At 43.8% G+C, this 25,752-nt stretch carries 22 protein-coding genes and 1 pseudogene; 21 read left to right on the top strand and 2 right to left on the bottom strand.

Annotated elements, in window-relative coordinates:
• The first annotated feature begins 10 nt into the window (after window positions 1–10).
• The 13 genes from dxs (at window position 11) to scpB (ending at window position 12,972) form a co-directional block, all read left to right on the top strand.
• Window positions 11–1,882, top strand: a complete 1,872-nt coding sequence (dxs, locus tag J3A84_RS00555) for a 1-deoxy-D-xylulose-5-phosphate synthase (protein ID WP_207598049.1) — start codon at window positions 11–13, stop codon at window positions 1,880–1,882.
• A complete protein-coding gene (locus tag J3A84_RS00550) occupies window positions 1,879–2,682 on the top strand; it encodes a TlyA family RNA methyltransferase (RefSeq protein ID WP_207598048.1) in 804 nt (267 codons plus the stop codon). Before dxs ends, J3A84_RS00550 begins: the two co-directional genes overlap by 4 nt.
• Window positions 2,683–2,702: 20 nt before the next feature.
• Window positions 2,703–3,539, top strand: coding sequence for an NAD(+)/NADH kinase (locus J3A84_RS00545; RefSeq protein ID WP_207598047.1), 837 nt, complete (start codon window positions 2,703–2,705; stop codon window positions 3,537–3,539).
• A gap of 2 nt (window positions 3,540–3,541) precedes the next feature.
• Window positions 3,542–3,994, top strand: coding sequence for an arginine repressor (locus tag J3A84_RS00540; protein ID WP_207598046.1), 453 nt, complete (start codon window positions 3,542–3,544; stop codon window positions 3,992–3,994).
• 1 nt (window position 3,995) lies between these two features.
• Window positions 3,996–5,681 carry a DNA repair protein RecN gene (recN, locus tag J3A84_RS00535; RefSeq protein WP_207598045.1) on the top strand — a complete coding sequence of 562 codons (1,686 nt, stop codon included), beginning with the start codon at window positions 3,996–3,998 and terminating at the stop codon, window positions 5,679–5,681.
• 72 nt (window positions 5,682–5,753) lie between these two features.
• Complete coding sequence (gene spo0A / locus J3A84_RS00530; protein ID WP_207598044.1) at window positions 5,754–6,554, top strand: sporulation transcription factor Spo0A; 801 nt, start codon at window positions 5,754–5,756, stop codon at window positions 6,552–6,554.
• Between the two features lie 197 nt (window positions 6,555–6,751).
• Window positions 6,752–7,279, top strand: a complete 528-nt coding sequence (locus tag J3A84_RS00525) for an NUDIX hydrolase (protein WP_207598043.1) — start codon at window positions 6,752–6,754, stop codon at window positions 7,277–7,279.
• Window positions 7,279–8,154 (top strand): tyrosine-type recombinase/integrase, encoded by an 876-nt coding sequence (locus J3A84_RS00520; RefSeq protein WP_207598042.1) that lies wholly within the window; start codon window positions 7,279–7,281, stop codon window positions 8,152–8,154. Before J3A84_RS00525 ends, J3A84_RS00520 begins: the two co-directional genes overlap by 1 nt.
• 19 nt (window positions 8,155–8,173) lie before the next feature.
• Window positions 8,174–9,343: a phosphopentomutase gene (locus J3A84_RS00515; RefSeq protein ID WP_207598041.1), complete on the top strand. Its 1,170-nt coding sequence runs from the start codon at window positions 8,174–8,176 to the stop codon at window positions 9,341–9,343.
• 27 nt (window positions 9,344–9,370) lie between these two features.
• Window positions 9,371–10,186, top strand: a complete 816-nt coding sequence (locus J3A84_RS00510; protein WP_207598040.1) for a purine-nucleoside phosphorylase — start codon at window positions 9,371–9,373, stop codon at window positions 10,184–10,186.
• Window positions 10,187–10,193: 7 nt separating this feature from the next.
• Window positions 10,194–11,495 (top strand): pyrimidine-nucleoside phosphorylase, encoded by a 1,302-nt coding sequence (locus tag J3A84_RS00505; protein ID WP_207598039.1) that lies wholly within the window; start codon window positions 10,194–10,196, stop codon window positions 11,493–11,495.
• A gap of 117 nt (window positions 11,496–11,612) precedes the next feature.
• Window positions 11,613–12,353: a segregation and condensation protein A gene (locus J3A84_RS00500; RefSeq protein ID WP_207598038.1), complete on the top strand. Its 741-nt coding sequence runs from the start codon at window positions 11,613–11,615 to the stop codon at window positions 12,351–12,353.
• Complete coding sequence (gene scpB, locus J3A84_RS00495) at window positions 12,343–12,972, top strand: SMC-Scp complex subunit ScpB (RefSeq protein WP_207598037.1); 630 nt, start codon at window positions 12,343–12,345, stop codon at window positions 12,970–12,972. Before J3A84_RS00500 ends, scpB begins: the two co-directional genes overlap by 11 nt.
• 61 nt (window positions 12,973–13,033) lie before the next feature.
• Here the strand turns inward: scpB and J3A84_RS00490 are convergent, their stop codons facing one another.
• Window positions 13,034–14,284, bottom strand: coding sequence for a hypothetical protein (locus J3A84_RS00490; RefSeq protein WP_207598036.1), 1,251 nt, complete (start codon window positions 14,282–14,284; stop codon window positions 13,034–13,036).
• Between the two features lie 214 nt (window positions 14,285–14,498).
• On the opposite strand from J3A84_RS00490, the gene J3A84_RS00485 reads away from it, so the two are divergent.
• The 8 genes and pseudogenes from J3A84_RS00485 (at window position 14,499) to J3A84_RS00450 (ending at window position 24,493) form a co-directional block, all read left to right on the top strand.
• Window positions 14,499–16,310: a heme NO-binding domain-containing protein gene (locus J3A84_RS00485; protein WP_207598035.1), complete on the top strand. Its 1,812-nt coding sequence runs from the start codon at window positions 14,499–14,501 to the stop codon at window positions 16,308–16,310.
• A gap of 227 nt (window positions 16,311–16,537) precedes the next feature.
• Complete coding sequence (locus J3A84_RS00480; protein WP_207598034.1) at window positions 16,538–17,395, top strand: MurR/RpiR family transcriptional regulator; 858 nt, start codon at window positions 16,538–16,540, stop codon at window positions 17,393–17,395.
• Window positions 17,396–17,685: 290 nt separating this feature from the next.
• The gene (gdhA, locus tag J3A84_RS00475; RefSeq protein ID WP_207598033.1) at window positions 17,686–19,053 is read left to right on the top strand and encodes an NADP-specific glutamate dehydrogenase; all 1,368 of its coding nucleotides are present in this window, start codon (window positions 17,686–17,688) and stop codon (window positions 19,051–19,053) included.
• Between the two features lie 109 nt (window positions 19,054–19,162).
• The gene (locus J3A84_RS00470) at window positions 19,163–20,371 is read left to right on the top strand and encodes a BaiN/RdsA family NAD(P)/FAD-dependent oxidoreductase (protein ID WP_207598032.1); all 1,209 of its coding nucleotides are present in this window, start codon (window positions 19,163–19,165) and stop codon (window positions 20,369–20,371) included.
• On the top strand, window positions 20,368–20,724 hold the full coding sequence (gene aroH / locus J3A84_RS00465) for a chorismate mutase (RefSeq protein WP_207598031.1): 357 nt from the start codon (window positions 20,368–20,370) through the stop codon (window positions 20,722–20,724). The genes J3A84_RS00470 and aroH overlap by 4 nt, the downstream gene beginning before the upstream one ends.
• Window positions 20,725–20,938: 214 nt before the next feature.
• A pseudogene (locus tag J3A84_RS00460) lies at window positions 20,939–22,866 on the top strand (bifunctional 4-hydroxy-3-methylbut-2-enyl diphosphate reductase/30S ribosomal protein S1).
• Window positions 22,867–22,993: 127 nt separating this feature from the next.
• On the top strand, window positions 22,994–23,533 hold the full coding sequence (locus J3A84_RS00455; protein ID WP_207598030.1) for an ECF transporter S component: 540 nt from the start codon (window positions 22,994–22,996) through the stop codon (window positions 23,531–23,533).
• Window positions 23,534–23,608: 75 nt separating this feature from the next.
• Window positions 23,609–24,493, top strand: a complete 885-nt coding sequence (locus J3A84_RS00450) for a GNAT family N-acetyltransferase (RefSeq protein ID WP_207598029.1) — start codon at window positions 23,609–23,611, stop codon at window positions 24,491–24,493.
• 60 nt (window positions 24,494–24,553) lie between these two features.
• Here the strand turns inward: J3A84_RS00450 and J3A84_RS00445 are convergent, their stop codons facing one another.
• Window positions 24,554–25,750: a pyridoxal phosphate-dependent aminotransferase gene (locus tag J3A84_RS00445; protein ID WP_207598028.1), complete on the bottom strand. Its 1,197-nt coding sequence runs from the start codon at window positions 25,748–25,750 to the stop codon at window positions 24,554–24,556.
• Window positions 25,751–25,752: the final 2 nt, after the last annotated feature.

Here is a 25,752-nt window from a genome sequence, read left to right as displayed (position 1 = left end):
AGGGAAGAAAATGGGTATACTAAGTGACGGCTACAAGAAGCCTGAAGATATCAGAAAATTTACCCTGGAAGAACTCTATCAGCTTTCTGATGAAATCCGAAGCTTCCTTGTGGAATCCGTATCCAGAACAGGTGGTCACCTGGCGCCGAACCTGGGCGTGGTTGAACTGACTGTGAGTCTTTTCAATGTTTTCGATCTGGAGAAGGATAAAATCATATACGATGTGGGCCATCAGAGCTATGTCCACAAAATACTGACGGGACGAAAAGATGAGTTTGGCACACTGAGGCAGTTTAAAGGGCTCAGCGGGTTCCCCAAAAGAGATGAAAGCAGATACGATGCATTTGACACAGGACACTCCTCCACATCCATAAGTGCAGCCCTGGGCATTGCACGAGCAAGAGATCTGAAAGGCGAAGATTTCGATGTGGTGGCTGTCATTGGTGATGGTGCACTCACGGGCGGCATGGCTCTGGAAGCCATGAATGATGTGGGGGACAAGAAAACGGACCTCATCATTGTGCTTAACGACAATCAGATGAGCATATCACGTAATGTTGGTGGTATCAGCACGTATCTCAGCCAGCTCCGGGCTGACCCCACTTATGAGAAGGCGAAGAAGGAAGTGCAGGATCTCTTTGACCGGATGCCTCTGGGAAAAAGCATCAACCGATCGGTGGACCGTGTGAAGGAAGGGATCAAATCCATGGTGCTTCCTGATATGCTCTTTGAAAACATGGGCCTCACCTATTTAGGCCCTGTCGACGGACACAACATCAAAGAGGTTTCAAAAATCCTGAAGATCGCAAAAGAAATGAAGGGACCAAAGCTTGTCCATGTGATCACCAAGAAGGGAAAGGGGTACAAGAACAGCGAGCAGAGACCGGACAAGTTTCATGGTACACCTCCTTTCAACAAATCAGACGGCAGACCGAAGAAGAAGGGAATGATCACCTATTCCAACGTCTTCGGAAATACTTTGACAGAAATGGCGAAAAACAATAAGAACATCGTAGCGGTTGTGGCTGCCATGCCAGATGGTACAGGGCTTTCAGGATTCAAGGAAATCTACGGAAAGAGACTCTTTGATGTGGGGATAGCCGAGCAGCATGCCATGACCCTCGCCGCAGGGCTTGCGGCAGGCGGATTGAAGCCCTACGTAGCGCTGTACTCCACTTTCCTTCAGCGAGCCTATGACCAGCTGATTCATGATGTCTGCATTCAGAAACTGGATGTGACCGTCTGTATCGACCGTGCCGGTATCGTGGGGGATGACGGAGAAACCCATCAAGGACTTCTGGATCTGTCCTTTCTTACCCCGGTTCCGAATCTGACCATTATGGCACCGAAATCTCTGGAAGAGCTCAGGTACATGATGTACTATTCAGAGCATTTCAAAGGACCTTTGGCCATCCGTTACCCGAGAGGAACCGATGAGGCTGATTATCATTTCGAGCCGCTCAAGGAATTCATTCCTGGCAGATTCGAAGTGATGAAGGAAGGTGGAGACGGATATCTCTATGCCACCGGAAAAATGGTATCAAGAGCCGTGAAGCTTTCGGAGATGCTGAAGGAAAAGGGACTGAGTTTTGGTGTGGTGAACGGCTGTTTCATCAAGCCAGTGGACCATGAACTGATCCGAACGCATTTGGACAAAGGGCTGAAGATCATCACCCTGGAGGACAATATGCTTCATGGCGGATTCGGCAGCATGATTCTGGAAAGTGCCATGGGGCATTTCATGGCTGGAAACATTCTGAGGTTCGGCTTCGAGGACAGATTTGTCGAGCAGGGCACGCCGGAGCTTCTCTATGAAGCCTACGGGATGGGATATGAGGAGATCATGAAGAAAATCATCCGTTTCACAGGAGAAAAGCTATGAGTGATAAAGAAAGACTGGATGTGCTGCTGGTGGAGCTGGGCTACTATGAAACCCGTGAAAAGGCGAGAGCGCAGATCATGGCAGGAAAGATTTATGTGAACGATCAGAAATCGGATAAACCTGGAACGAAAATAGCCAGAGATGCCGTGATCGAAGACCGTGGAGAGAAGATGCCCTTTGTTTCCAGAGGGGGATACAAGCTGGATAAGGCCATCAGATCCTTTGAGATCGATCTGACAGGGAAAATCTGTCTGGATATTGGAGCCTCCACAGGCGGGTTCACAGATGTGATGCTGCAAAACGGTGCAGCGAAAGTATATGCGGTGGATGTGGGCTACGGGCAGTTTGCATGGAAACTGCGGACGGACCCGAGAGTGGTCTGCATGGAAAGAATGAATTTCCGCTATGCCACCAGGGAGGACATCAAGGATCCCGTAGACTTTTCCGCCACGGATGTTTCCTTCATCTCCATCATGAAGATCATACCGCCCGCAATGGAACTCATGACAGAAGATGGAGAGATGGTTGCGCTGATCAAGCCTCAGTTTGAAGCAGGGCGGGAGAAAGTGGAGAAGAAGGGTGTGGTGAGAAAGAAATCCACCCATAAAGAAGTGCTGAATGGGATTTCAGATTTCATCACAGGAGAAGGACTGTTTATCTACGGACTGGACTACTCTCCCATCAGAGGACCTGAAGGCAACATCGAATTTCTCATCTATTTCGGAAAGAAGGACAAAGGAATTCTATTTGAGAAGGAAATTATTCTTGACAAGCTGATTGAGGAAGCCCATGGCATCTGATAATGATAGGGGGAGACTGAGTGAAGAAAATTGGAATCATAAGCAACCAGGAAAAAGATGCAGAAGGAATCTATCTGTCAAAAACACTGGATTCTCTGAAGAATACCCTTCCAGATGCTGACATCAGCCTGGTGGACAGCCAGAAAATGGTGGAGGACCTTGAACTGCTCATCGTACTGGGGGGAGATGGAACACTTCTGTCAGCCGCAAGGCTAGCCTATGGATACAATGTGCCGATTCTGGGCGTCAACATCGGCAATCTGGGATTCATGACGGCTACAGACATTCATGGTCTGGAAGACAGCCTCCTGAAGATTGAAGAGGGCAGATATTCCATAGAAGACCGCATGATGCTGGAAACTACCCTTGACTGTGCTGAAGGGAAAAGAACCTTCCATGCACTCAATGATGTGGTGGTCCATAAAGGAGCACTTGGAAATATCATACATTTTGAACTCTATGTGGATCAGGATTTCGCAAACAGTTATCGGGGAGACGGAATCATCATAACAACGCCCACCGGTTCCACGGCATACAATCTTTCTGCGGGAGGATCCATCATGTATCCCACTGTTGAAGCCATAGGGGTGACATCCATCTGTCCCCATACCTTCGGAATCAGAAATCTGATTCTGAGCAGCAGCCAGAAGATCATGATCAAAGTCGGTAAAAGCAATGAAGAGTATTTTCTTTCCATGGACGGACAGATCAATCTGAGACTGACAGACGATGCGGTCATCACCACGAAGAAAGCGGAGCATCCGTGCAAGATTCTGAGACTGGATGACTATGACTATTTTAATGTGTTAAGACAGAAACTGATATATAAGGCAATGAATATTCAAAGGGGTGAATGATGATGAAAATTGACAGACGCAGCAAGATGCTGGAAATTATTTCGAAGAAGGAAATTGAAACGCAGGAGGAACTGGCCCAGGAACTGCGAAAAGAGGGATTCAATGTGACCCAGGCCACGGTATCCAGAGACATCAAGAATCTGCAGCTGATTAAAGTGCTCAGCTCAAGTGGACGATACAAATATGTGGCAAACAAGGAAGACACCAAGGATGCCATCGGAAAACTGGTGACGCTTCTATCCCACACGATTCTATCTGTGGAAAACATTGACAAGATGGTTGTGGTGAGAACCATCACAGCGGCTGCATCCACTGCGGCAGAAGCCATAGACCAGCTGGACCTTGCTGAGATTGCAGGAACCATAGCAGGCGACAATACGATTTTCATGATGGTTCGCTCGGATGAGATGGCAGTGGAAATTGTGAAGAAGATCTCAGAACTTGTAGGTAAGTAAGATGCTGATACAGCTTAATGTGAAAAACTTCGCGCTGATCGATCATCTGGAGCTGAATTTCCAGAACGGATTCACCATCCTCACGGGAGAAACCGGTGCAGGTAAATCCATTCTCATCGATTCCATCAATTTCGTGCTTGGAGAAAAGTTCAACAAGGAGTTCATACGTACGGGTGCCGATTCAACCTTCGTTGAAGCCATCTTCACTCTGGAAGAAGGAACAGAAGAAATTCTGGACGCCCTTGGAATTCCTTATGAGGATACCGTGATCCTATCCAGGGAAAGCTTTGTAAGCGGCAGAAACAATGCCCGCATAAACGGCAAGAGTGTTCTGGTGGGCGTACTGAAAGAAATCGGAAGAGAGCTGCTGGATATTCATGGTCAGCATAACAATCAGAACCTCTTGGACAACACCAGACATATGGATTATCTGGATAGCTTCATCGACCTGTATGAGACAGATGAATTTCGAGCCTACACCAGCGAGTTCACGAGACTTTCAGAGTTGAAGAACACACTTCAGAAGCTTCTGGGCAGTAAAGACCGCGAAAAACTCATGGATTACCTGAAGTTCCAGATCGATGACATCGAGAAGGCGAAACTTACACTGGATGAAGAGCAGGAGCTCATAGAGAAGTTCTCCATGATCTCCCACGCCGAAAAGATATCCACGGGACTTGTGCAGACCTGCGAACTCATGGGCAGCGAAGAAGGAATCCTTAATCATCTGTCCACCTCACTGCATTCATTGAAATCCATAGAGAAATATTTCGAGAAACTGAAAGGCCCCATAGAGAATCTGGAAGGTGCCTATTACACTTTGCAGGAAAGCTTCAGAGAAATCACGGACTACAAGGATTCCGTCTATTATGATCAGGATGAGCTCAATGAAATCAACGAAAGACTCTACACATACGGCAATTATAAGAAGAAATACGGGGAGAAGGTAGAAGATATTCTGGCGTACTATGAGAAGATCAGAGGAGAATATGAGAATCTCGTCAATGCGGAGGAGTTCATCATAAAGGTCAGAAAGGATATCGAGGATGCAAGGAAAATACTGAAGAAGATCGGCGCACGCCTCCACGAGAGAAGAATAGAGGGCGGCAGAAAACTCAGCGAGAAGATCAACAGGGAGCTGAAGTTTGTGGGATTGGAAAAAGCGCAGTTCCAGGTGGACGTTGTGGACGCAGAAGGCATCCACGCGCTCGGTACGGATGAGGTGAATTTTCTTATCTCAACCAATACCGGTGAACCGATGAAACCGCTGGAAAAAATCGTCTCGGGGGGGGAGCTTTCCAGAATCATGCTTTCCATGAAGGTCGCATTCATAGACAAGGACAAAACACCTTCCGTGATATTCGACGAGATCGATACCGGAATCAGTGGACGCATTGCGGAAGCGGTGGGGGAAAAGATGTATTCTCTTTCCCATTCCTTTCAGGTGTTCTGTGTGACGCATCTGCCGCAGATTGCAGCGTTTTCGGACCAGCATTTTGTCGTGTCCAAGCATGAGGACAACAAGAGAACCTTCACACAGGTCGAGTCAGCTGATTTGGGCGCGAAGACAGTGGAACTGGCCAAGATGATCGGAGGAAGCACGATTTCAGACCCTCAGATGCGAAGTGCAGAAGACATCATAGCAAAAACAGAAGAAATCAAAAAGAAATATACACTTAAAAAATGATGCGCTTTGACGTATAATTGATGAATAGGTTAACCACGCGAGTGAGACAAAAGTAATATGAAGAGGTGAAGTATGAACAAGAAAATCAAAGTTGTCATAGCAGATGACAATGCGGATATCAGCAATCTCTTAAGTGAATATCTGGGAAGCGACAGTGACCTTGATATCGTCGGTGTAGCGAAAAACGGGGTGGAGACACTGAGTATGGTGAAGAGCGAAAAGCCGGATGTTCTCCTGCTGGACATCATCATGCCTGAACTGGACGGGCTGGGCGTTCTGGAAGCGCTGAAGACCATTCCCGAAAAACCGGTCATCATCGTCTATTCGGCTATTTCCCATGACAAGGTGACAAACACAGCCATCACCCTTGGTGCGGATTACTATATGGTGAAGGGCATCGATCTGAAGCATCTGAAAAAAAGAATCAAAAGCTATTTCATGGAATCCGAAGAATCTGTAGACCATCTGGAAGCGGCGGGTAATCCCGATTCTTCACAGAACGGGGAAATCAGAGCCGATCTTGCCACAGAGCTTTCCGGAATCCTCCAGGAAGCGGGCATTCTGCCCCATATCAAAGGCTACAGCTATTTAAGAGAAGCCATCACGGAAGTCATCGACAATGTGGATCTTCTTTCTGCTGTGACAAAGGAGCTGTATCCCAATATCGCGAATAAATTCAATACCACCTCATCCAGAGTGGAGCGGGCCATAAGACATTCCATCGAAGTTTCTTGGAACAGAGGTCATCTGGATAACCTGAACAACATCAGTGGATACAATGTGAATTTTGAAAAGGGAAAGCCCACCAATTCCGAATTCATTGCACTGATCAGTGATAAATTCAGACTCCGGAAGAGCAGTGAGGAATCATAGAAATAGTCTTCAGGAACTGGGATTGTGAACAAAATTATAACTTTACATAATATTTCTTCTATTCATGGTTTCAGCACTTATCATCTATGAGATTTTATAGTAGAATTGAATAGAGAAATGAATACATGACTACCGTTTAGAGACCCCGGATAACTCCCAGGGTCTTTTTCTATCATTACAAAAGAAGGAGACATCCTATGCGATTCATTGAAGATACACTCTCAAAGAAAGAACTGTATGACGGAAAAATCATCAAACTGGAAACCCATGAGGTGAAGCTGGAGGATGGCAAGAAGGCGTTCCGTGAAATTGTGCGGCATCCAGGAGGTGTGTGCATACTGGCAAAAGATGAGAATGATAAGATTCTGCTGGTGAAACAGTTCAGAAAGCCCATGGAAGAAGCTTTTCTGGAGCTGCCGGCTGGAAAACTGGAAAAGAATTTAACTCCTGAAGAGAATGCGGTGAAGGAGTTGGAGGAGGAAACCGGGTATAAATGCGAGCATCTGCGATTTCTGGGTGCCTTTGCTTCATCCCCAGGCTACAGTGATGAAATGATTCACCTCTTTGTGGCTGAAGGGCTGCATGAAGGGGAAAAGGGTGGAGACGATGACGAGTTCATCGATATCCATCGTGTCACCGAGGATGAATTTCTGCAAGGCATTCGAAACGGGTCCATCAAGGACCTGAAATCCATTGCCGCTTATACACTGGCGAAGCTGTTGTAATGGAAACCTATCTCAAGGATTATCTGGAAGAACTGAAAAGACTGGAGAAATCCCCCAACACCATCGATGCCTATCGAAGAGACCTGGTTCATCTGCTTTCCTTTCTGAAGGAAGAGGGGCTGGACTATGAGGATTTCAATGAAATCGAAGTTTCGAACTTCATCGGGTATCTTCTGGACTTCAATATGTCCCGGTCCACCATATCCAGGCATCTTGTGTCCATCCGCAATTTCTACAAGTATCTGAGGAAGAAGAACAAAGTCAGGGAAGCACCGATTCTCTATTTTGAACTTCCGGAAATCAAGAGAAATCTGCCGGAACCGCTTTCCATTGAAGAAGTGGAGATGCTCATCGATGCCCCGGATACGGAAAATGCCAAAGGAAAAAGAGACAGAGCTATTCTGGAGCTGCTCTATGCAACGGGCCTGAAGGCCACGGAGCTTCTGGACCTGACCCTTCGGGATGTGGATCTGTCCAGGGGATACATTTCCGTGAAGGGGAAAAAGAACAAGGAAAGACTGATTCCCGTGGGGAGTTTTGCAGTGACCAGCCTCAGAGAATATCTTTCTTCCAGGAAAGAGTCCTTGACAGGGGCATCCGTGCTTTTCCCCTCTCAGAGAGGAGACAGGATGACCAGGCAGGGTCTCTGGAAGATTCTCAAGGAGTATGCCAGAGAATGCGGCCTGGACGATAGCATCAACATCAATACATTGAGGCACTCCTATGCGGTGCACATGCTATCAGGAGGAGCTGACCTCACCACGTTGTCCCTGCTTCTGGGGCATAATGACATCAAGGCTACAGCAGTGTATCTTAAACTGGTGAAGAATAAGAAATTTAAAGAAGTATATGAAGATGCCCATCCGCGGGCATAACAAACAGGAGGCAAAACAGATGAAAAGAGCTATATTAATTGTACTGGATTCAGTGGGAATCGGTGAAATGCCGGATGCGCATCTCTATGGTGATGTGGGTTCCCACACACTAGGAAATATCGCAAAAGCGGTGAAGGGGATGGACATTCCACACCTTGAAGCATTGGGACTGGGCAACATCGAACCGCTGGAAGGCGTCAGGCCTCAGGAAAATCCTCTGGGTGCCTACGGTAAGTCCGCAGAGCTTTCCATCGGAAAGGATACGGTGACAGGGCACTGGGAAATGGCGGGGGTCATTCTGGAAAAACCGCTGAATACCTATCCAGAAGGCTTCTCCAAAGAGATCATGGAGGCTTTTGAGACGAAAATCGGAAGGAAGACCCTTGGAAATGAAGTGGCTTCCGGAACGGAAATCATCGAGCGTTTAGGGGATGAGCATGTGAAGACGGGCTATCCCATAATCTACACATCGGCAGATTCCGTATTCCAGATCGCAGCCCACGAGGACGTGATTCCTCTGGAAGAACTGTACCGCTACTGTGAGATTGCGAGAGAGATGCTTGTGGGAGACTGGCAGGTAGGCCGTGTCATCGCAAGACCTTTTGTGGGAGAATCCGGAAGCTATACAAGAACCGCCAACAGAAAAGATTATTCTCTTGATCCTTTCAACAAGACTATTCTGGAGTATGTCAAGGAAGATGGACAGAATGTCATGTGTGTAGGCAAGATCGAAGATGTCTTCAATAAGATCGGTGTAACCCATGCGGTTCATACGAAGAACAATCTGGAAGGCGTAGCAGAAACCCTGAACTATATGAAGCAGGATCTTCCTGGACTCATCTGGTCTAATCTGGTGGATTTTGACATGAAGTTCGGACACCGTAATGATTACAATGGCTACTATAATGCCATAAAGGAATTCGACGAGAAGCTGCCTGAACTTATGGAGAACCTCAAAGAGGACGATATCCTCATCATCACCGCGGACCATGGCTGCGACCCTACGACAGAATCAACGGATCACTCCAGAGAATATATTCCGATACTGGTATACGGTAAAAACATCAGACCAGGCTCCACACTGGGCGTAAGAAAGACCTTCTCAGACATCGGAAAGACGGTGCTTGATTATCTGGAAATCGATAATGATCTGTATGGAGAAAGCTTCCTCAAGGAAATTCAGAAATAAGACGGAAAGTAAGGAGAGTAGACACAAATGGATATGAGTAGAATAGATAGAATTTGCGAATCAATCAGAAAGAGGGTTCCCTTTGTACCGGATGTACTGGTGATACTGGGATCCGGATTAGGTTCCATGGCGGAGCAGGTGGAAGACAAGATCATCATCAAATATGATGAGATAGATGATTTCCTGGTTTCCACGGTGGAAGGCCATGCGGGGCAGTTTGTCTTCGGTACATATAAGGGCAAAAAAGTAGCCATGATGCAGGGACGATTTCATTACTACGAGGGATACTCCATGAAGGAAGTGACCCTTCCGGTGTACGCCATGAGAAGACTGGGCGTCATGAACATGATCGTGACCAACTCCTGCGGCGGCGTCAATACAGACCTTCAGCCTGGAGATCTCATGCTGATTGAAGATCATCTCAATTTCACAGGAAACAATCCGCTCATGGGCAGAAATTTTGATGAGTTCGGACCTAGATTCCCGGATATGTCCAAGGTCTATGACCGGGGTCTCATGTCCATCGCAGAAAAAATAGCCAGAGACGAGAATATCTCGCTGAAGAAAGGGGTCTACGCAATCTACACCGGGCCGAGTTATGAGACGCCTGCAGAAATCAGAGCCTACAGAATTCTTGGGGCCGATGCCATCGGCATGTCCACAGTGCCCGAAGCCATTGTCGCAAATCACGGCGGAATGCGTGTGCTTGGTGTAAGCTGCATCACCAACATGGCTGCAGGCATTCTGGACCAGCCTCTTAACCATGAGGAAGTCATCGAAGTGTCTGCAAGAGTGAAAGACAGTTTCACCACACTAATTTCGAGAGTCATAGAGGAGATGTAAGAGGAACATGCATATACTGGATATCATCAGCAAAAAGAAACAGGGCATAAAACTGACCAAAGAAGAAATCTATTATGTGGTAAACGGGTATACAGACGGAATCATTCCGGACTACCAGATTTCTGCCCTTCTTATGGCCATCTACTTCAAAGGTATGGATGCGGAAGAAACCAGCACCCTGACCATGGCCATGGTGGAGTCAGGGGACCAGATCGACCTGTCTTCCATCGAAGGGATCAAAGTGGATAAGCATTCCACAGGTGGAGTCGGGGATAAGGTCAGTCTCATCGTCATTCCACTGGTGGCTTCACTGGGGATTCCTGTGGCAAAGCTCAGTGGAAGAGGACTTGGACATACGGGAGGAACCATTGACAAGCTGGAAAGCATCGAAGGGTTTGATATTGGCTTATCCATGGAGAAGTTCATCGATAACGTCAACCGCTATAAAATGGCCATCGCAGGGCAGACAGGCGATCTGACTCCAGCGGATAAAAAGCTTTATGCGTTGAGAGATGTAACGGCGACGGTGGATTCCGTTCCTCTTATCGCAAGCTCCATCATGAGTAAGAAGATCGCATCGGGTTCTGATGCCATCGTTCTGGATGTGAAAGTCGGAAACGGGGCATTCATGAAAACGCTGGAAGAGGCCAGGGTCCTTGCAGAAGCCATGGTGTCCATCGGGAAAGGCTTAGGACGAAATACAGTGGCTGTTCTGACCAACATGAATGAACCTCTCGGAAGAGAAGTGGGGAACGCCAATGAGGTGCGCGAAGCTATAGCCGCCTTGAAAGGGGAGGCCGGAGAGGACCTGATCAGTGTCAGCGTCACCATCGCTTCCTATATGGCGGTGCTGGGAAAAGCCTTCGAGGACCTTGAGACTGCAGAAAAAGCGATTCTGGAGAGCATCCGAAATGGAAAGGCCATGGAGCAGTTTGAGCTTCTGGTGAAGATCCAGGGCGGAAATGCCGAGCAGATCAGACATCCTGAAACCCTTCCCACAGCACAGATTGAAATACCTGTCATTGCCAGAGAAGAAGGCTATGTTCATGAAATCAAAGCCCAGGAAATCGGTACGGCTGCCATGCTTCTTGGAGCAGGCAGAGAAACCAAGGACGATCTGATTGATTATGCGGCTGGCATCCATCTGGAAAAGAAGGTGGGAGACCGCGTCGAAAACGGCGATGTGCTCTGCATCCTTCTCACCAACAGGGAAGATTATCAGGATGCCTACAACAAGGCTCTGGAATCCTATGAAATCAACGAGGAGCAGCCAGAGAAGATTCCGTTCATTCTGGATGTCATCAGCTGAAGCCATACAATACGTTATGCCATACAGGACATCTCATTTGTTTGAGATGTCCTGTTTCAAATGGAGCATAATTTCTGTATAATGGAGAAAGAGTAAAAAAGTCTTTTGGAGGTTGTCATGGAAAGCCTGAATATCAGCATCACCAATTTTGAAGGTCCATTCGATCTCCTTCTACATCTTTTAAAAGTGAACAAGATGCAGATCCAGGAAATCAGGATTTCAGAAATCACCAGTCAGTATCTGAGCTATCTCCATAGCATGCAGGAGCTGGACCTTGAAATCGCATCGGAATTCCTACTGATGGCGTCTACGCTTCTGGAGATCAAATCCAGGGAGATGCTTCCCAAACATGAGGAGGAAGTGGACGAAGAAGAGCTGAAGGAAAAACTTGTGCTGCGTATCGAAGAATATGAGGCGTTCAAGAAGATTGCAGAGAATCTGGCAGAGCTCTTCAATAAAGACCTTTTCATATTCACAAAGAGAGCGGAAACCATCGCCCAGGATGAGGTGCCGCTGGAAGATCTTCTAAGCGGTGTGACCATGGATAGCCTTTATATTACCTATAAGAGTCTTATGAACAGGCAGAAAGAAAAGGTGAACAGAAGCTTCATCAGAACGAAAACCGTGGAAAGAGAAGAATTCAAGATCGAGGATAAAATGGAAGAGCTCGAAAGAATTCTTCTTGGAAATCAGCGGGTGAATTTTTCAAACCTGCTTCTGAAAATGAAATCAAAAGCAGAATGCATCGTGTTCTTTCTGGCTATCCTTGAACTATCGAGAAATCATCGGATAAGGGTTTCCCAGAATACTGTTTTCTCGGAAATCATCATAGAAAAAGGGGAAGAAAATGGAGAATAATTTATTTACAGTTTCGGGAGTGGAAGATCCTTTCGATATAGAGAGCTATGTCAGCGCACTGGAAAGTATTTTGTTTGCAGCAGGGGATGCGGTGAAGAAAAAAGATCTCATGAGAATCATGGGGGTCAGTGCCGCTGATCTGGATGATATCATCGAATCCTACGGGGATGAGCTGAAGGACAGGAAGAGGGGAATCAGACTTCTGATTCTGGAAAATAGGATTCAGCTTGGTACGAAGGAAAACAATACACCCTATCTGAAAGAGCTTCTCGGTGTCAATGAAAGACAGAGTCTGTCCAAGGGGGCTCTTGAATGCTTGTCCATCGTCGCCTTCAAACAGCCTGTGACTCGTGTGGAAGTGGATGAAATCAGAGGTGTGAACAGCGATTATGTGATCCAGAAACTTCAGGAGAAGGGCCTTATCAAAGTCATAGGGAGAAAAGAAGCCCCTGGAAGACCAAAGCTCTATGGAACCACGGATGAGTTTCTCATACAGTTCGGGTTCAGTTCTCTTAAAGAGATGAAAGAGGGGAATCCGATTCCGGAGCGGATCATTGAAAAAGATGAAAAAAAGAAAGCGCTGGAAGCGGAAGATATCGAACTGTTTGAAGAAGAATAAAGCAGGAAAGCTCCATGAATTCATCTGAATTCATGGAGCTTTCCTGTATATGCATGGAACATCATCTGTTCTGCTGATTGGCAGCTGGACTGAAGAGAGAAGACCAGTCGGAAAATTTCTCATGATATTCCTTGAAGAAACTGAGTCTTACTCTGCAGTGACTTTCAAGACATTTATAGAGCTTCTCGGAAACCAGGTGAGGATTCTGGCCCACCACATCCATGATCATCAGTCTGGTGCATTCTCTGATGATTCTCTTGAGGGTTTCTTCTTCAGGGGTGTATATGGTGTACTTATCCAGGACCTTGCTGATGTAGCAGAGTACTTTGATGATTTCCCGGTCGTAGATCTCCTCCTGATGTTTTATGCTGAAAAGGGTCCAGTGATTGTCCTTCCGGTCACAATCAATATCCTGAAGATCATCCAGAAGTTGGAGAAAAGCACCATAACCGAAGGAAAAGTGCATTTCCGTTTCAGAGAGTTCACCTTTACACAGGAAACCGTCCGCAAGCACCGAAGCGCCACCTTTGTAGAAACTGATGGGGAGCAGGATGTTCGGGGAAAGCTTTCTCGGATTGTTCTGAGATAAGCTGAGCACCTGGGCATCCTGAATCATGAGAAGACTCTGATAGACATTCGGATAGCTCTCTCTTTCATACTGCAGTTCTATATTACGGATCATCTCGAAAATCTTCGACTCTTCGTGAGACACATCAGAGGGGATGGTACCTTCGAGAACAAGCTGGAGTCTTTCGTTGAATGCTTTCTTATCCGAGAGGCTGATCTCTGGATCATCCAGAAGATTATCCGTGTATGGATACAGCATGCTGTAGGAGAAGATGGAAGAGGTCATCTGAACATCCATGTCAAACAGGAGCTGCAGGGAATTCATGATCCATACATTTCTTACAGCCTGAAATAGATCTGTGAAGTTCAGGGAACTGTCATGTTCTTGAGCCTTGCTGAAGAAGGATTCAGTGGATTTCAGGTAGCCTTTTCTGATGAATGAGCCCAGGAAAGGTTCATCAAAGAAGATTTTCTTCTTATCCATCTCTTCCGTCAGCTCCAGAAATAGAAATCGGATTTCCTCTTTTTCTTCCTGTGTCATATCATCAGTCAGCCTGTTTCTGAAGGGCTCGATCTTCTTCATGAATCTTTCTATGATTCTTTTCGCATCTTTTTCATGAACAAGTTTCTCAAATAGGGTTACTTTATCCAGATTCTCAAATGGATTTCCAGAAGACTCTGCAATATCCTCCAGGGATGTTTCTATGAGTAGACGATGGTCAAGTTCTTCTTTGAATACATCCATCAGATGTACCCTCCTTTCATTGGCTCAGTGAAGAACTTCATTAGAGCCAGATGTTCTTTATCAATTTATATCAGATAAATGTGAAAATCATATTAAAATAATCAATGCTTTTGATTAAGTTCCAGATTAATCAGGTTTTAGCTTAATTTTGATCAGAATCATCCGACTATATTTAAGTGGAAAACTATAAGGATAGACAGAAAAGGAGCACTAAATGAAGGGTACAGTAGTAAACATATGGCTTAATACCATTGAGAAATTATACGGAACGAAAATAAAGGAGGATGTCCTAGTTGCCAACGGATGGGATCCTCATCGAATCATATCACCTTTGGAAGAAGTCGATGATGCCAGAATCAAAGGTATCATCGAATCATTTGCGAAGAAGAATAATCTTACAAGTGAAGAATTATGGCAAGTAATCGGTAGAAACAATGTACAATCCTTTCACGATTGGTTTCCATCCTATTTTGAGACCAATACTGCCATGGGATTTCTGATGCTCATGGATAAAGTTCATGCCCAACTGACGAAGATGATACCTGGAGCCAAACCTCCAAGACTGATTCCGGAACCCATGGATGATAAGAACTTCATCATGGTCTATAAATCCACCAGGGGTCTACAGCATTATCTTATGGGATTGATTGAAGGAGTAGGAGAATTCTTTAATGAAAAAATAGAAGCACAGATTCTGAAGGAATACATGGAACAGGATACACATGTGGTAAAGATTCATCTGAAATTTAACAAAACCCCTAAGAAAATCCGCAAATATAAGGTTTCCAAAATGCTTAGCTTTGGGTTCATCAGTTCAATCAGCGTGAAGATTGCGCTGATACCGACAGCTCTAAGTATGATCATGCAACTGCAGATCTCTGGTGCGGAGAACCTATTGACAGTAGTGGCTGTTCCATCAGTAATATTTATCTCTGCTTATCTTGTAAGCAGTCTGCTTTTAAAACCTGTACACGATATTGAAAGTGAACTACAAGAGATTCGATCGCTTAATCTTTCAGAAGACGTGAATGTACTCACGGGAGATAAGATGGAATCCCTTTCCACTGAAAGTACAAAGATGAAAGCTGCGTTGCGTGAAGAATTTACCTACTACAGAGGAAGTGTAGATGATTTGTATTCCTATACGGAAAAATTTTCTGAGGTGGCAAAGAAACTCAGTGATGTTTCAGGGCTGATTGCGTCTTCTGTGGAAGAAGTTGCAGAAGGAGCAAGCCATCAGGCTTCTGAAACCGAAGAATCTGTTGCTATTCTATCCCAGAATATTGAAATTCTGAATCAGATCAGTACAAAAGAGTTGGAAGGTAAAAAGAGACTGGAAGAAGCAGCAAAGCAGATAGAAATCTCCTTCAGCAATCTTGAGAATGTATTTGCAGCTATGAATCTCATGAAAAATAATTTCTCAGCAGTTAACATACGTGGAAAGGAACTGGGCAGCAGAGTACAGGATATTAAAATCATTGTGAGTACTGTGGAAAGTATCGCAGAACAGACTAACCTTCTTGCGCTGAATGCATCCATTGAAGCAGCAAGAGCAGGAGAGATGGGTAGAGGATTCAGTGTAGTGGCTGAGGAAATCCGAAAGCTTGCAGAAGATTCAAGAGAAGCTGTGAGTACCATCAACGATAACCTCAATGAATTTGTAGTAGGGGTAAATGAAATGGTTGATCAAGTAAACAGACAATATATTGAACTAAACAATGGCACACATACAATGGAAAAAGTCACATCAGAAAGTAAGGAAGCTGTGACAAGCATCAACAGCGTGACGGAATCCATTTCAGATATATCAGTAAAACTTTCCGCAGAGACCTCAAGAATCAATGATGTCTTTGTTAATGTTCATAAATTGGCAGCCATCGCTGAAGAAAATTCGGCATCCTCTCAGGAAATGAGTGCAAATGTAACAAGCTTTACCACTGAAATCAAAACATTGACAGAAAATATAGATGAGTTGGAGAAAGTGATTCTCTTTCTGAAAAATGAATTGAAAAATATAAGATTATAGTTTTTGAGGAGCATGAAGCAGATTATTATTGTAATGCTGCGCTTATGCTCTTTTTTTTTAAAATAATCCACAAAAGAAGTTAACATAATAATTATTATGATATAAATATTATTGTAAACTAAATCGCACAGTGTGCTTATAAAAAAAGCCCTGCTACATAAAAAATTACACAATATATGTTCAAGAGGATATAATAAACTTAACGATACTATTTTGGAGGATGGAGAATGGAAGGCAATAGAGACGATCTGATGCGGATCATACAAAGCAGATACGCAAAACTCAGCAAAGGACAGAAACTGATTGCAGAATTTATTCTGAAACATTACGATAAAGCAGCGTTCATGACGGCATCAAAGCTTGGAGAAAGTGTGGGGGTCAGTGAATCCACTGTCGTGAGATTTGCCAATGAATTGGGTTATGAAGGATATCCTGAGCTTCAGAAATCACTGCAGGATATCGTTAAGGTAAAGCTTACTACAGTTCAGAGACTGGAGCTGACAAACAGTCTTGTGAATCCGGAAAACGCGTTGAAAGGTGTATTGAAGGCTGATATGGAAAACATCCGTGCAACATTAGAGAAAATCAACGATCGAACATTTGAAGAACTGATCAATGCAATATTTGATGCAAAGAATATCTACATCATCGGTCTTAGAAGTTCCAACACCCTAGCGGACTTTCTGGCATTCTATCTGAATCTTTTTCTGGACAATGTACGCTCTGTGCATCAGGGATACAGCGATATTTTTGAGCAGATGATCAAATTAGGGGAACAGGACCTGGTCATCGGCATTGGCTTTCCAAGGTATTCCCAGAAAACCATTGAAGCACTGGACTTTGCGAAAACCAGAGGAGCAAAGGTTGGAGTCATCACGGACAGTCTCCTCTCTCCACTTGCTTCCAGAGCGGATTACAGTCTGATTGCCCAAAGCAACATGGCTAGTTTTGTGGATTCACTGGTGGCCCCACTAAGCGTGATCAATGCAGTGATCGTTTCAGTAGGAATGAAAAGAAAGGAACATGTGGGAGAAATTTTTGGAACCCTGGAAGAAATATGGAAAAAACATGATATTTTCAATTAGCCACCTACCGATTTGGCGTGTTTGCTCTGATAGATATCGCTAATATTGAATGAATATATATTCGTTACAGTTTTGACAAAATATTGATTTTGCCTGAAAACTTTAGCAGAAAAGGTTTTTCTTAAATAAATTCAGGAAAAACCGGAACTATCTTTAAGGATGTAAAGGTTTTTATAATAAGTTAGTAAAGTTCATTAAAGGGATGAAAAACCCGATATTTCATTGTAAAATAGACATGTAACGTATAAAAAACAAATACTTTTACGGTAAAAGAAATTTGGGGGTAAAAAATGCTAAAGACAATGTTAAGTTCCACTGAGTACATTGAAAAGGTAATGAATGATGTCAGAGAGAAAAATGCTCATGAACCAGAATTCATTCAAACTGTTGAAGAAGTTCTTCCAACTCTTAAGCCTGTTCTTGAAAAATACCCAGAGTATATGGAAAAGAATCTGTTAGGTAGAATTGTAGAGCCAGAAAGACAGATCATGTTTAAGGTTTCCTGGGAAGATGACAACGGTGGTGTGCATGTGAACAGAGGATTCAGAGTTCAGTTCAACGGAGCCATCGGACCTTACAAAGGTGGACTTAGATTTCATCCATCTGTAAATCTTTCCATTATGAAATTCCTGGGATTCGAGCAGACATTCAAAAATTCACTCACAGGACTTCCAATAGGTGGAGGTAAGGGTGGATCAGATTTCGACCCTAGAGGAAAATCAGACAGCGAAATCCTTAGATTCTGTCAGAGCTTTATGACAGAGCTATACAGACATATCGGACCCAACGTGGACGTTCCAGCTGGGGACATCGGAGTTGGTGCTAGAGAAATCGGATACCTTTTCGGACAGTACAGAAGAATCAGAGGTGCTTTTGAGAATGGCGTATTCACTGGTAAGGGTATTCCTTATGGTGGGTCACTCATCAGACCTGAAGCAACCGGATTCGGTATTGTTTATTTCTGTAATGAAATTCTCTTGCACAATAATGATACGATGGTTGGCAAGACCATTGCTTCTTCAGGATTCGGAAATGTTACATGGGGTGTCTGCAAGAAGGCTACTGAATTAGGTGCGAAAGTTGTAACGCTGTCAGGTCCAGATGGATACATTTATGATCCAGAAGGTGTTACGACAGAAGAAAAGATCAACTACCTGGTGGAAATGAGAAACTCTGGAAGAGACAAGGTGAAGGATTACGCTGATAAGTTCGGAGTAGAATTCTTTGCAGGTGAAAAACCATGGGGTAGAAAAGTAGATATCATCATGCCATGTGCAACTCAGAATGATATCCACATCGAACATGCAAAAATGATTGTTGATAATGACATCAAGTATGTCTGTGAAGGCGCGAATATGCCTTGCACCAATGAAGCGGTGTCCTATTTCCTTGAAAAGGGACTGATTGTCGGTCCATCCAAGGCTGCAAATGCCGGTGGCGTTTCCGTATCAGCGCTTGAAATGTCCCAGAACAGTATGAGACTATCCTGGACAGAAGAAGAAGTAGATGCTAAGCTGCATCAGATCATGAAGAATATCCACAAGAATGCTAAGGATGCTGCCGAGTTCTACGGATTCGGATACAATCTTGTAGCTGGTGCGAATATCGCAGGATTTGACAAAGTGGCAAAAGCCATGGTGGCACAGGGACGTTACTAATAGAATAAACTTTATCATTAAAGGCTTGCATACATGCAGGCCTTTAATCTATTATGGAAGAAGATTACAGGAGAATCGGGTGAACCTGATTCCATAAGGACGTGAATATATGAATGTACTGGTTATTGGTGGTGGACCTGCCGGGATGATGGCTGCGATAAAAGCAGCAGGGAAAAATCATCATGTGGTGCTTCTGGAAAGGAATGAGAAACTCGGTAAGAAGCTATTTATTACGGGGAAAGGCAGATGCAATGTGACAAACAGCAGGGACATCAGTGATTTTTTTGAGTTCATACCCAGAAACAGGGAATTTCTGTATAGTGCTCTCTACACTTTTACCAATGAACATCTGATGAGTTTTCTTCAGGCTAAAGGATTGCCTCTGAAAGTGGAAAGAGGAAACAGAGTATTCCCGGTTTCCGATAAATCCTACGATGTCATCGAAGTGCTACGAAAAGAACTATATGAGCGGAAAGTTGACGTGCGTCTTCACACAAGAGTTGTGGATGTGGTTCTGGAAGGGAATACGATCCGCTCACTTGTTACAGACAAGGGGACGTTCACAGCCGACTGGTATATCTTTGCTGGAGGAGGGAGTTCTTATTATGGCACGGGTTCCGATGGAAGCCTTCATAAGCTCATCGAGAAAGCAGGGCATACCATTACTCCATTGAAACCTTCTCTTATTCCACTGGTTTTAAGAGAAGGCTTTCCTAAAGAACTTCAGGGATTAAGCCTGAAGAATGTCAGATTTACGCTGAAAGAAGGGAAGAAGGAGCTGTTTACCGAAATAGGTGAAATGCTGTTTACTCATTTTGGTGTCAGTGGACCACTGGTACTTTCCGCATCGGCTTACTATAAGGGCGGGGATGCAACAGGAAGTATCGATTTCAAACCGGGGCTGGATCTGAAGGAACTGGACAGCAGGCTTCAACGGGATTTCGTGAAGTATCAGAACAAGGATTATAAGAACTCCCTGACTGATCTTCTTCCATCCAAACTGATCCCTGTGATTGTGGAATTATCAGGTATAGATCCGGATAAGAAGTGCAACAGCATCACAAAGGAGGAAAGGATGAATCTTGCTAGACTCCTGAAAAATTTTGCAGTGCATATCAATGGAACCAAATCGATCAATGAGGCAATCATTACAAGAGGTGGGGTGAAGGTCACGGAAATCGATCCAAGTACGATGAAGTCAAAGATCGTCTCGAACGTATCCTTTGCGGGAGAAATAATCGATGTGGATGCAGTGACTGGGGGATACAATCTGCAGATCGCATTTTCAACAGGATCACTGGCAGGTGAAAGCCTATGATTGCCATACGAGGAGCAATAACAATCACAGAGGATACACCTGAACAGGTCAAGGATGCCACAATTGAACTGTTGAGTGAGATCATCAGCAGAAACCATCTGAATCAGAAGAAAATGGTTTCGGTACTTTTCACTGCCACGTCAGATATTATGAGTGCCTATCCAGGAAGATTTATGCGTGAAGGATTGGGTATTCATGATGTGGCGATTCTTCATTTTCAGGAAATGAATGTGAAGGGGGCTCTGCCATTATGCATTCGTGTTCTTATCCATTATGATGATGATATTGATGTATATCCTGTCTATTTGAGAACGGCTAAATCACTCAGACCGGACCTGGAGAAAAAACTATAATCAGGAAAGTGGATATCGCCTACTATATAGACAGAAAATGTAGCTAAAAAAACTAAAATAGAGTATAATATTTAAGGTAACGTTTATGTGTGATTGTTTTTGTATTTGTACTTTTTATGAATAACGGGAACAACTAGTGAAGAGTCTTTTTATCACTTCACTATTTGTGTTATAATTTGGTATGTGAAGACAATTGTACAGGTATAGGAGAGAAATGAGAGAAGTAATTCGTGCAAAGAACTCCGGCTTCTGTTTTGGAGTGGAACGTGCAGTTCATGAATCATTCGGCTTTATCAATTCTGCTGGAAGAATTGTCACATTGGGGCCACTGATCCATAATACTGACGTGACAAAAAAACTCACTGAAAAAGGAATCAACGAGATTTCGATTGATGAAATTCCTTCACTCAGTGAACAGGACACAGTCATAATTAGAACTCATGGAGTTTCCATGAAGGTCTATGATGAACTAAAGGCAAGAAAAGTGGAAATCATAGATTTAACTTGTCCTTTTGTTATAAATATTCAGAAGAAAGTCAGAAAGTACCACGGTGAAGGGTATAAAATCGTAATTCTAGGCGACGAGAACCATCCAGAAGTCATCGGAATCAACGGTTACTGTGAAAACAGTGCTTATATCACAAAAACCGGGATTTTGGACAGTCCTCTGAAAGGCAAGGTTTGCGTAGTTGCCCAGACTACGGAAAAACAAGCCAACTGGATTAAGCTCATAAACAATATTGCTGGCACTTCCAAGGAATTTATCGCTTTCAATACAATCTGCAAAGCGACGGAGGACAGACAGAAGTCTGCTGAAGAACTTTCCCGAGAAGTCGATGCGATGATTGTTATAGGAGGAAAATCCAGTTCTAACACAACAAAACTCTACGAAATTTGCAAAAGAAATTGCGACCTGACATTTCACATTGAAAACGCGAAGGATCTGGAAGCGATTAAGGGAAAAATTAAATATGCAGTGAAAGTAGGGATAACTGCAGGTGCATCCACACCAGAATGGATAATTAAGGAGGCAATGGAAAACTTATGATGGATAACAACAACATCGAAAACAACGAAAATGAAATGTCAATGCAGGATTTAATGGATCTTTATGACAAGCCAGTGAGAATCGGCCAGATCATAAAGGGAAAAATCATTCAGCTTGATGATAAAGAAGCTATAGTTGCATTAGTAGGCGCTAGCCATGACGGAAAACTGGTCATCGAAGAAGCTACTACAGATTCTGAAGGAAATCTTACAGATGTTCTTGAATTAGGACAGGAGATCGAAGCCAAAGTGATCAGAAGACCGCAGGAGAATGATTCATTCTTTATCCTATCTATGGTAGAAATGCATAGAGAAGAAGCGCTCAAAGATTTAAGAGCAGCATTTGAAAACAATGAAACCATTAAGGTTAAAGTGAAGAATGATGTTAAGGGTGGTGTTGTTGCAACATACTTAGGCCAGAGAGTCTTCATCCCAGCATCACATCTTGAACTGCATTCTGTTAGAGATCTTTCAGTATACAGAGATCAGGATCTGGATGTAAATATCATTGAAATTGAAGAGAAGAGAGGCTCAACAAGAATTGTGGCTTCAAGACGTAAGAAGCTCCAGGAAGACAGACAGCTACAGGAAGCTGCTGCCTGGGAGAATTTTGAAGTGGATCAGGTTCTTGAAGGAACAGTTGAAAGACTTACAGACTTCGGAGCATTTGTTAATGTAAATGGAGTGGATGGACTTCTTCACGTTTCAGAAATTTCATATGGCAAGGTTGGAAAACCAAGCGATGTGCTCAAGGTCGGTGATGAGCTAAAGGTTAAAATCATCGCTCTGGACAATGAAAGAAAGAGATTATCACTGAGTCTTAAGGCTTTGGCTGAGAATCCATGGAACAGAATCGAAGAGAAGTACCCTGAAGGAAGCGTAGTATTGGGTAAAGTAGTCAGATTTACAGATTTCGGTGCATTCATTGAACTTGAACCTGGCGTGGATGGACTTGCTCATATCTCACAGCTATCCCATCAGAGAGTGGAATCACCTTCAGAAGTTCTGACCATCGGTGAAACGATTAAAGTCAAGATTCTGGATTCATCTGAAGAAAACAAGAAAGTATCATTAAGCATCAAAGCTATAGAATAGTCTGTTAAAAGTCTCAGGATTTTCCTGAGACTTTTTTTAGTTGAGGAAGCAGAAAAATCCTTGGTTTATTTGACTAAAAAGTATTAAAGTATTATCATGATTAAAAATCTCTGGAGGCGAGGCACAAATGAATACTTCAAAAGAAACAACCAACATGATCATCAGCGCTCTATTACTGACACTGGTTGTCATCATACAGATTCTCGGGAAGAATGTTCCACAGATCAATCAGTTTTTTGTAGGCCCCATGGTCAATGCAATGCTCCTTCTGACCGTATATTTCTCCGGGGTGAAATGGGCAATGCTTGTAGGCCTGCTGACTCCTGTCCTCGCATTCTTTTCCAATGTGCTGGCACCACCAATGGCACCGTTTATTCCATTTATTGCTGCAGGAAATCTGCTGTATGTAATTATATTTTCCATATTCAGGAACAGAAAAAATCTTGATATCATCGGAGTGCTTAGTGCAAGTATAGTGAAATTTCTCTTTCTTTATTTCAGTGCAACGCAGCTGATCAGTCTCTTTGCCCTTGGAATTCCAGACCCTGTGAAGGACAAACTGGCGATTACCATGGGATTGCCTCAGCTCATTACTGCCTTAGCTGGTGGCGCTGCTGCAATCCTTCTTCATAACATGCTGAAGCGAAGAATACGTTCTCTGAGATAAATCTCTGTGATTCGATGCTGTTGGATATGATATAATATGCATACGTGTATTAAAATCGTGAACTAGGAGTAAGTTATGGTTTTATCAGAACAATTCAAAGCCAAGGATTTGCAGACATACAGAAATCAGCTGTTGGAGTATGACAAGTTCAATGAACTCAACGAAAACTTGTATGGTTTGTATCGTAAAAGTTCATTGTTCAATAAGATTCAGTATCGAGCTGGAACCAGAATCATCACTTACCAGAATGAGCCGATTTTTCTGATCTGGTCTGAAACCAGAAGTTATAATGTCAGGATCAGAAGTATCATCCCATTGGCGGATAGGGAAAAGCTGGACCAGATTCCGCTGGAGGATGTGATGGAAGTTTTCAGAGACAGTCTGCCTCAGCATCTGGATATACATCAATTTGAGTATATCGTAGTCAGAAATGAAGATAATGATCATATTCTTTCTCTTCTGAACTTCAACATGAGAAGAGGCGTTAAAAGAATGCATATGAATCTGAATGACCTGACGATGAAAGCGGCGCCAGTCACAATGAAGAAGTTTCAGATTGAAGACATCCGAGCAAGAGTGGATATCCAGAATCGCATATTCGACAACAAATACAGGCTGCCTATCAATTCAGCGGACATCCTCATTGAAATCTCTAAAAAAACCTATATTCCTGAGCTGAGCTATTTTTATCTCTATGAGGATCAGTACATCGGATACGGTCAGATCAACAAAAGCGAGAACAGCTACTTCCTCGTGAATTTCGGGATTGTCCCTGAATTTCGAGGGAAAAAATTATCGAAGGATTTTCTGATTCAACTTCTCTTAAAAGGAAGAGAATTTGGCATAAAAGAACTGTATCTGGATGTCAATGAACAGAACGATAAGGCTGTAAACCTATATAAGACAGTGGGATTCAAGGACAAGCAGAGTAACTGCTCCTGGCTGTACTACTTTAAATGAATCAGGCAATATAAAACAGACAGTATATGCTACTGTCTGTTTTATATTTATTCTATATCTTTACTCCTGTGTCTTTTTATACTCTTTCAGCCCAAGTTCGAGTATTTCTACGCCAAGCTTCAGATCCTCAATGTTGATGCAGTAGGAAAGTCTGACTTCATTCACACCCAGACCTTCTGTAAAGTAGAACCCTTCAGCAGGAGCCATCATAAGTGTTGTATCTTTATAGCTGAAATCTGTCAGCATCCATTTACAGAAGTTTTCTGCGCTTTTGATTGGCAGTCTGATCATCATATAAAAGGCACCGGCAGGTTTCTTCACCTGAACGCCTTCGATGGCGGAAACTCCTTCAAAGAGAACATCTCTTCTTGCCTGGTATTCTTCTTTCACTTCATCGAAATAGGACTGCGGAGTCGCATACAAGGATGCAGCTGCGATCTGTTCCAGTGTAGGCACGCATAGTCTTGCCTGTGCCATCTTCATGACAGAGTTTATGATTTCTTCGTTCTTTGATGCTATGAGTCCTATTCTGGCTCCACATGCGCTGTATCGCTTGCTGATGGAATCAATGAGGATTACATGCTGCTGGATTTCTTCGATTTTCAGAGGGGAATAGGCCTTCTCTCCATCATACACGAATTCACGATACACTTCATCGGATATCAGGAACAGGTCATGTTCCAGGCAGAGTTGTGCAAGCATTTCAATTTCTTCTCGCGTATACACTGCGCCAGTTGGATTGGACGGATTGGAGATCAGGATCGCACGAGTTTTCTCTGTGATGATCTCCTCAAACTTCTCCTTACCTGGAAGATGGAAGCCATCTTCTCCATAGGTGGTAAGGGGCTTGACCTTACACCCGGCGATATCTGTGAAGGAAGAGTAATTGGTGTAGAATGGTTCTGGTACAATGACTTCGTCATCGGGATTGCATGTGGCATATAATGCGAAATGGAGTCCTTCCGATCCGCCATTGGTGATGATCATGTCTTTACGATTGAATTCCACGTCGAAATCCTTATAGTACTTGATAAATGAATCGATAAGAACAGTTTCTCCTCTGGATTCCGAGTATTTCAGCACTTTGCTGTCATAGCTTCCGAGGGCGTCAAAAAACTGTGGAGGCGTTTCAATATCCGGCTGTCCGATATTCAGTCCTAGAACGCGCAGACCTTTGCTGCGAGCATCTTCAGCATAAGGAGATAGTTTTCTGATTGGAGAAAATTTCATGTTGTTGATTCGATTGGATAGTTTCATTC

This window comes from Proteiniclasticum aestuarii (assembly GCF_017368455.1).
GTDB lineage: Bacteria > Bacillota > Clostridia > Clostridiales > Clostridiaceae > Proteiniclasticum > Proteiniclasticum aestuarii.
This window is presented reverse-complemented; position numbering and strand designations above follow the sequence as displayed.

Excerpts from the sequence above, each read along its gene's own strand:
- dxs (WP_207598049.1), top strand. The coding sequence starts at position 11 with ATGGGTATACTAAGTGACGGCTACAAGAAGCCTGAAGATATCAGAAAA.
- J3A84_RS00550 (WP_207598048.1), top strand. The coding sequence starts at position 1,879 with ATGAGTGATAAAGAAAGACTGGATGTGCTGCTGGTGGAGCTGGGCTAC.
- J3A84_RS00540 (WP_207598046.1), top strand. The coding sequence starts at position 3,542 with ATGAAAATTGACAGACGCAGCAAGATGCTGGAAATTATTTCGAAGAAG.
- recN (WP_207598045.1), top strand. The coding sequence starts at position 3,996 with ATGCTGATACAGCTTAATGTGAAAAACTTCGCGCTGATCGATCATCTG.
- spo0A (WP_207598044.1), top strand. The coding sequence starts at position 5,754 with ATGAACAAGAAAATCAAAGTTGTCATAGCAGATGACAATGCGGATATC.
- J3A84_RS00525 (WP_207598043.1), top strand. The coding sequence starts at position 6,752 with ATGCGATTCATTGAAGATACACTCTCAAAGAAAGAACTGTATGACGGA.
- J3A84_RS00520 (WP_207598042.1), top strand. The coding sequence starts at position 7,279 with ATGGAAACCTATCTCAAGGATTATCTGGAAGAACTGAAAAGACTGGAG.
- J3A84_RS00515 (WP_207598041.1), top strand. The coding sequence starts at position 8,174 with ATGAAAAGAGCTATATTAATTGTACTGGATTCAGTGGGAATCGGTGAA.
- J3A84_RS00510 (WP_207598040.1), top strand. The coding sequence starts at position 9,371 with ATGGATATGAGTAGAATAGATAGAATTTGCGAATCAATCAGAAAGAGG.
- J3A84_RS00505 (WP_207598039.1), top strand. The coding sequence starts at position 10,194 with ATGCATATACTGGATATCATCAGCAAAAAGAAACAGGGCATAAAACTG.
- J3A84_RS00500 (WP_207598038.1), top strand. The coding sequence starts at position 11,613 with ATGGAAAGCCTGAATATCAGCATCACCAATTTTGAAGGTCCATTCGAT.
- scpB (WP_207598037.1), top strand. The coding sequence starts at position 12,343 with ATGGAGAATAATTTATTTACAGTTTCGGGAGTGGAAGATCCTTTCGAT.
- J3A84_RS00490 (WP_207598036.1), bottom strand. The coding sequence starts at position 14,284 with ATGGATGTATTCAAAGAAGAACTTGACCATCGTCTACTCATAGAAACA.
- J3A84_RS00485 (WP_207598035.1), top strand. The coding sequence starts at position 14,499 with ATGAAGGGTACAGTAGTAAACATATGGCTTAATACCATTGAGAAATTA.
- J3A84_RS00480 (WP_207598034.1), top strand. The coding sequence starts at position 16,538 with ATGGAAGGCAATAGAGACGATCTGATGCGGATCATACAAAGCAGATAC.
- gdhA (WP_207598033.1), top strand. The coding sequence starts at position 17,686 with ATGCTAAAGACAATGTTAAGTTCCACTGAGTACATTGAAAAGGTAATG.
- J3A84_RS00470 (WP_207598032.1), top strand. The coding sequence starts at position 19,163 with ATGAATGTACTGGTTATTGGTGGTGGACCTGCCGGGATGATGGCTGCG.
- aroH (WP_207598031.1), top strand. The coding sequence starts at position 20,368 with ATGATTGCCATACGAGGAGCAATAACAATCACAGAGGATACACCTGAA.
- J3A84_RS00455 (WP_207598030.1), top strand. The coding sequence starts at position 22,994 with ATGAATACTTCAAAAGAAACAACCAACATGATCATCAGCGCTCTATTA.
- J3A84_RS00450 (WP_207598029.1), top strand. The coding sequence starts at position 23,609 with ATGGTTTTATCAGAACAATTCAAAGCCAAGGATTTGCAGACATACAGA.
- J3A84_RS00445 (WP_207598028.1), bottom strand. The coding sequence starts at position 25,750 with ATGAAACTATCCAATCGAATCAACAACATGAAATTTTCTCCAATCAGA.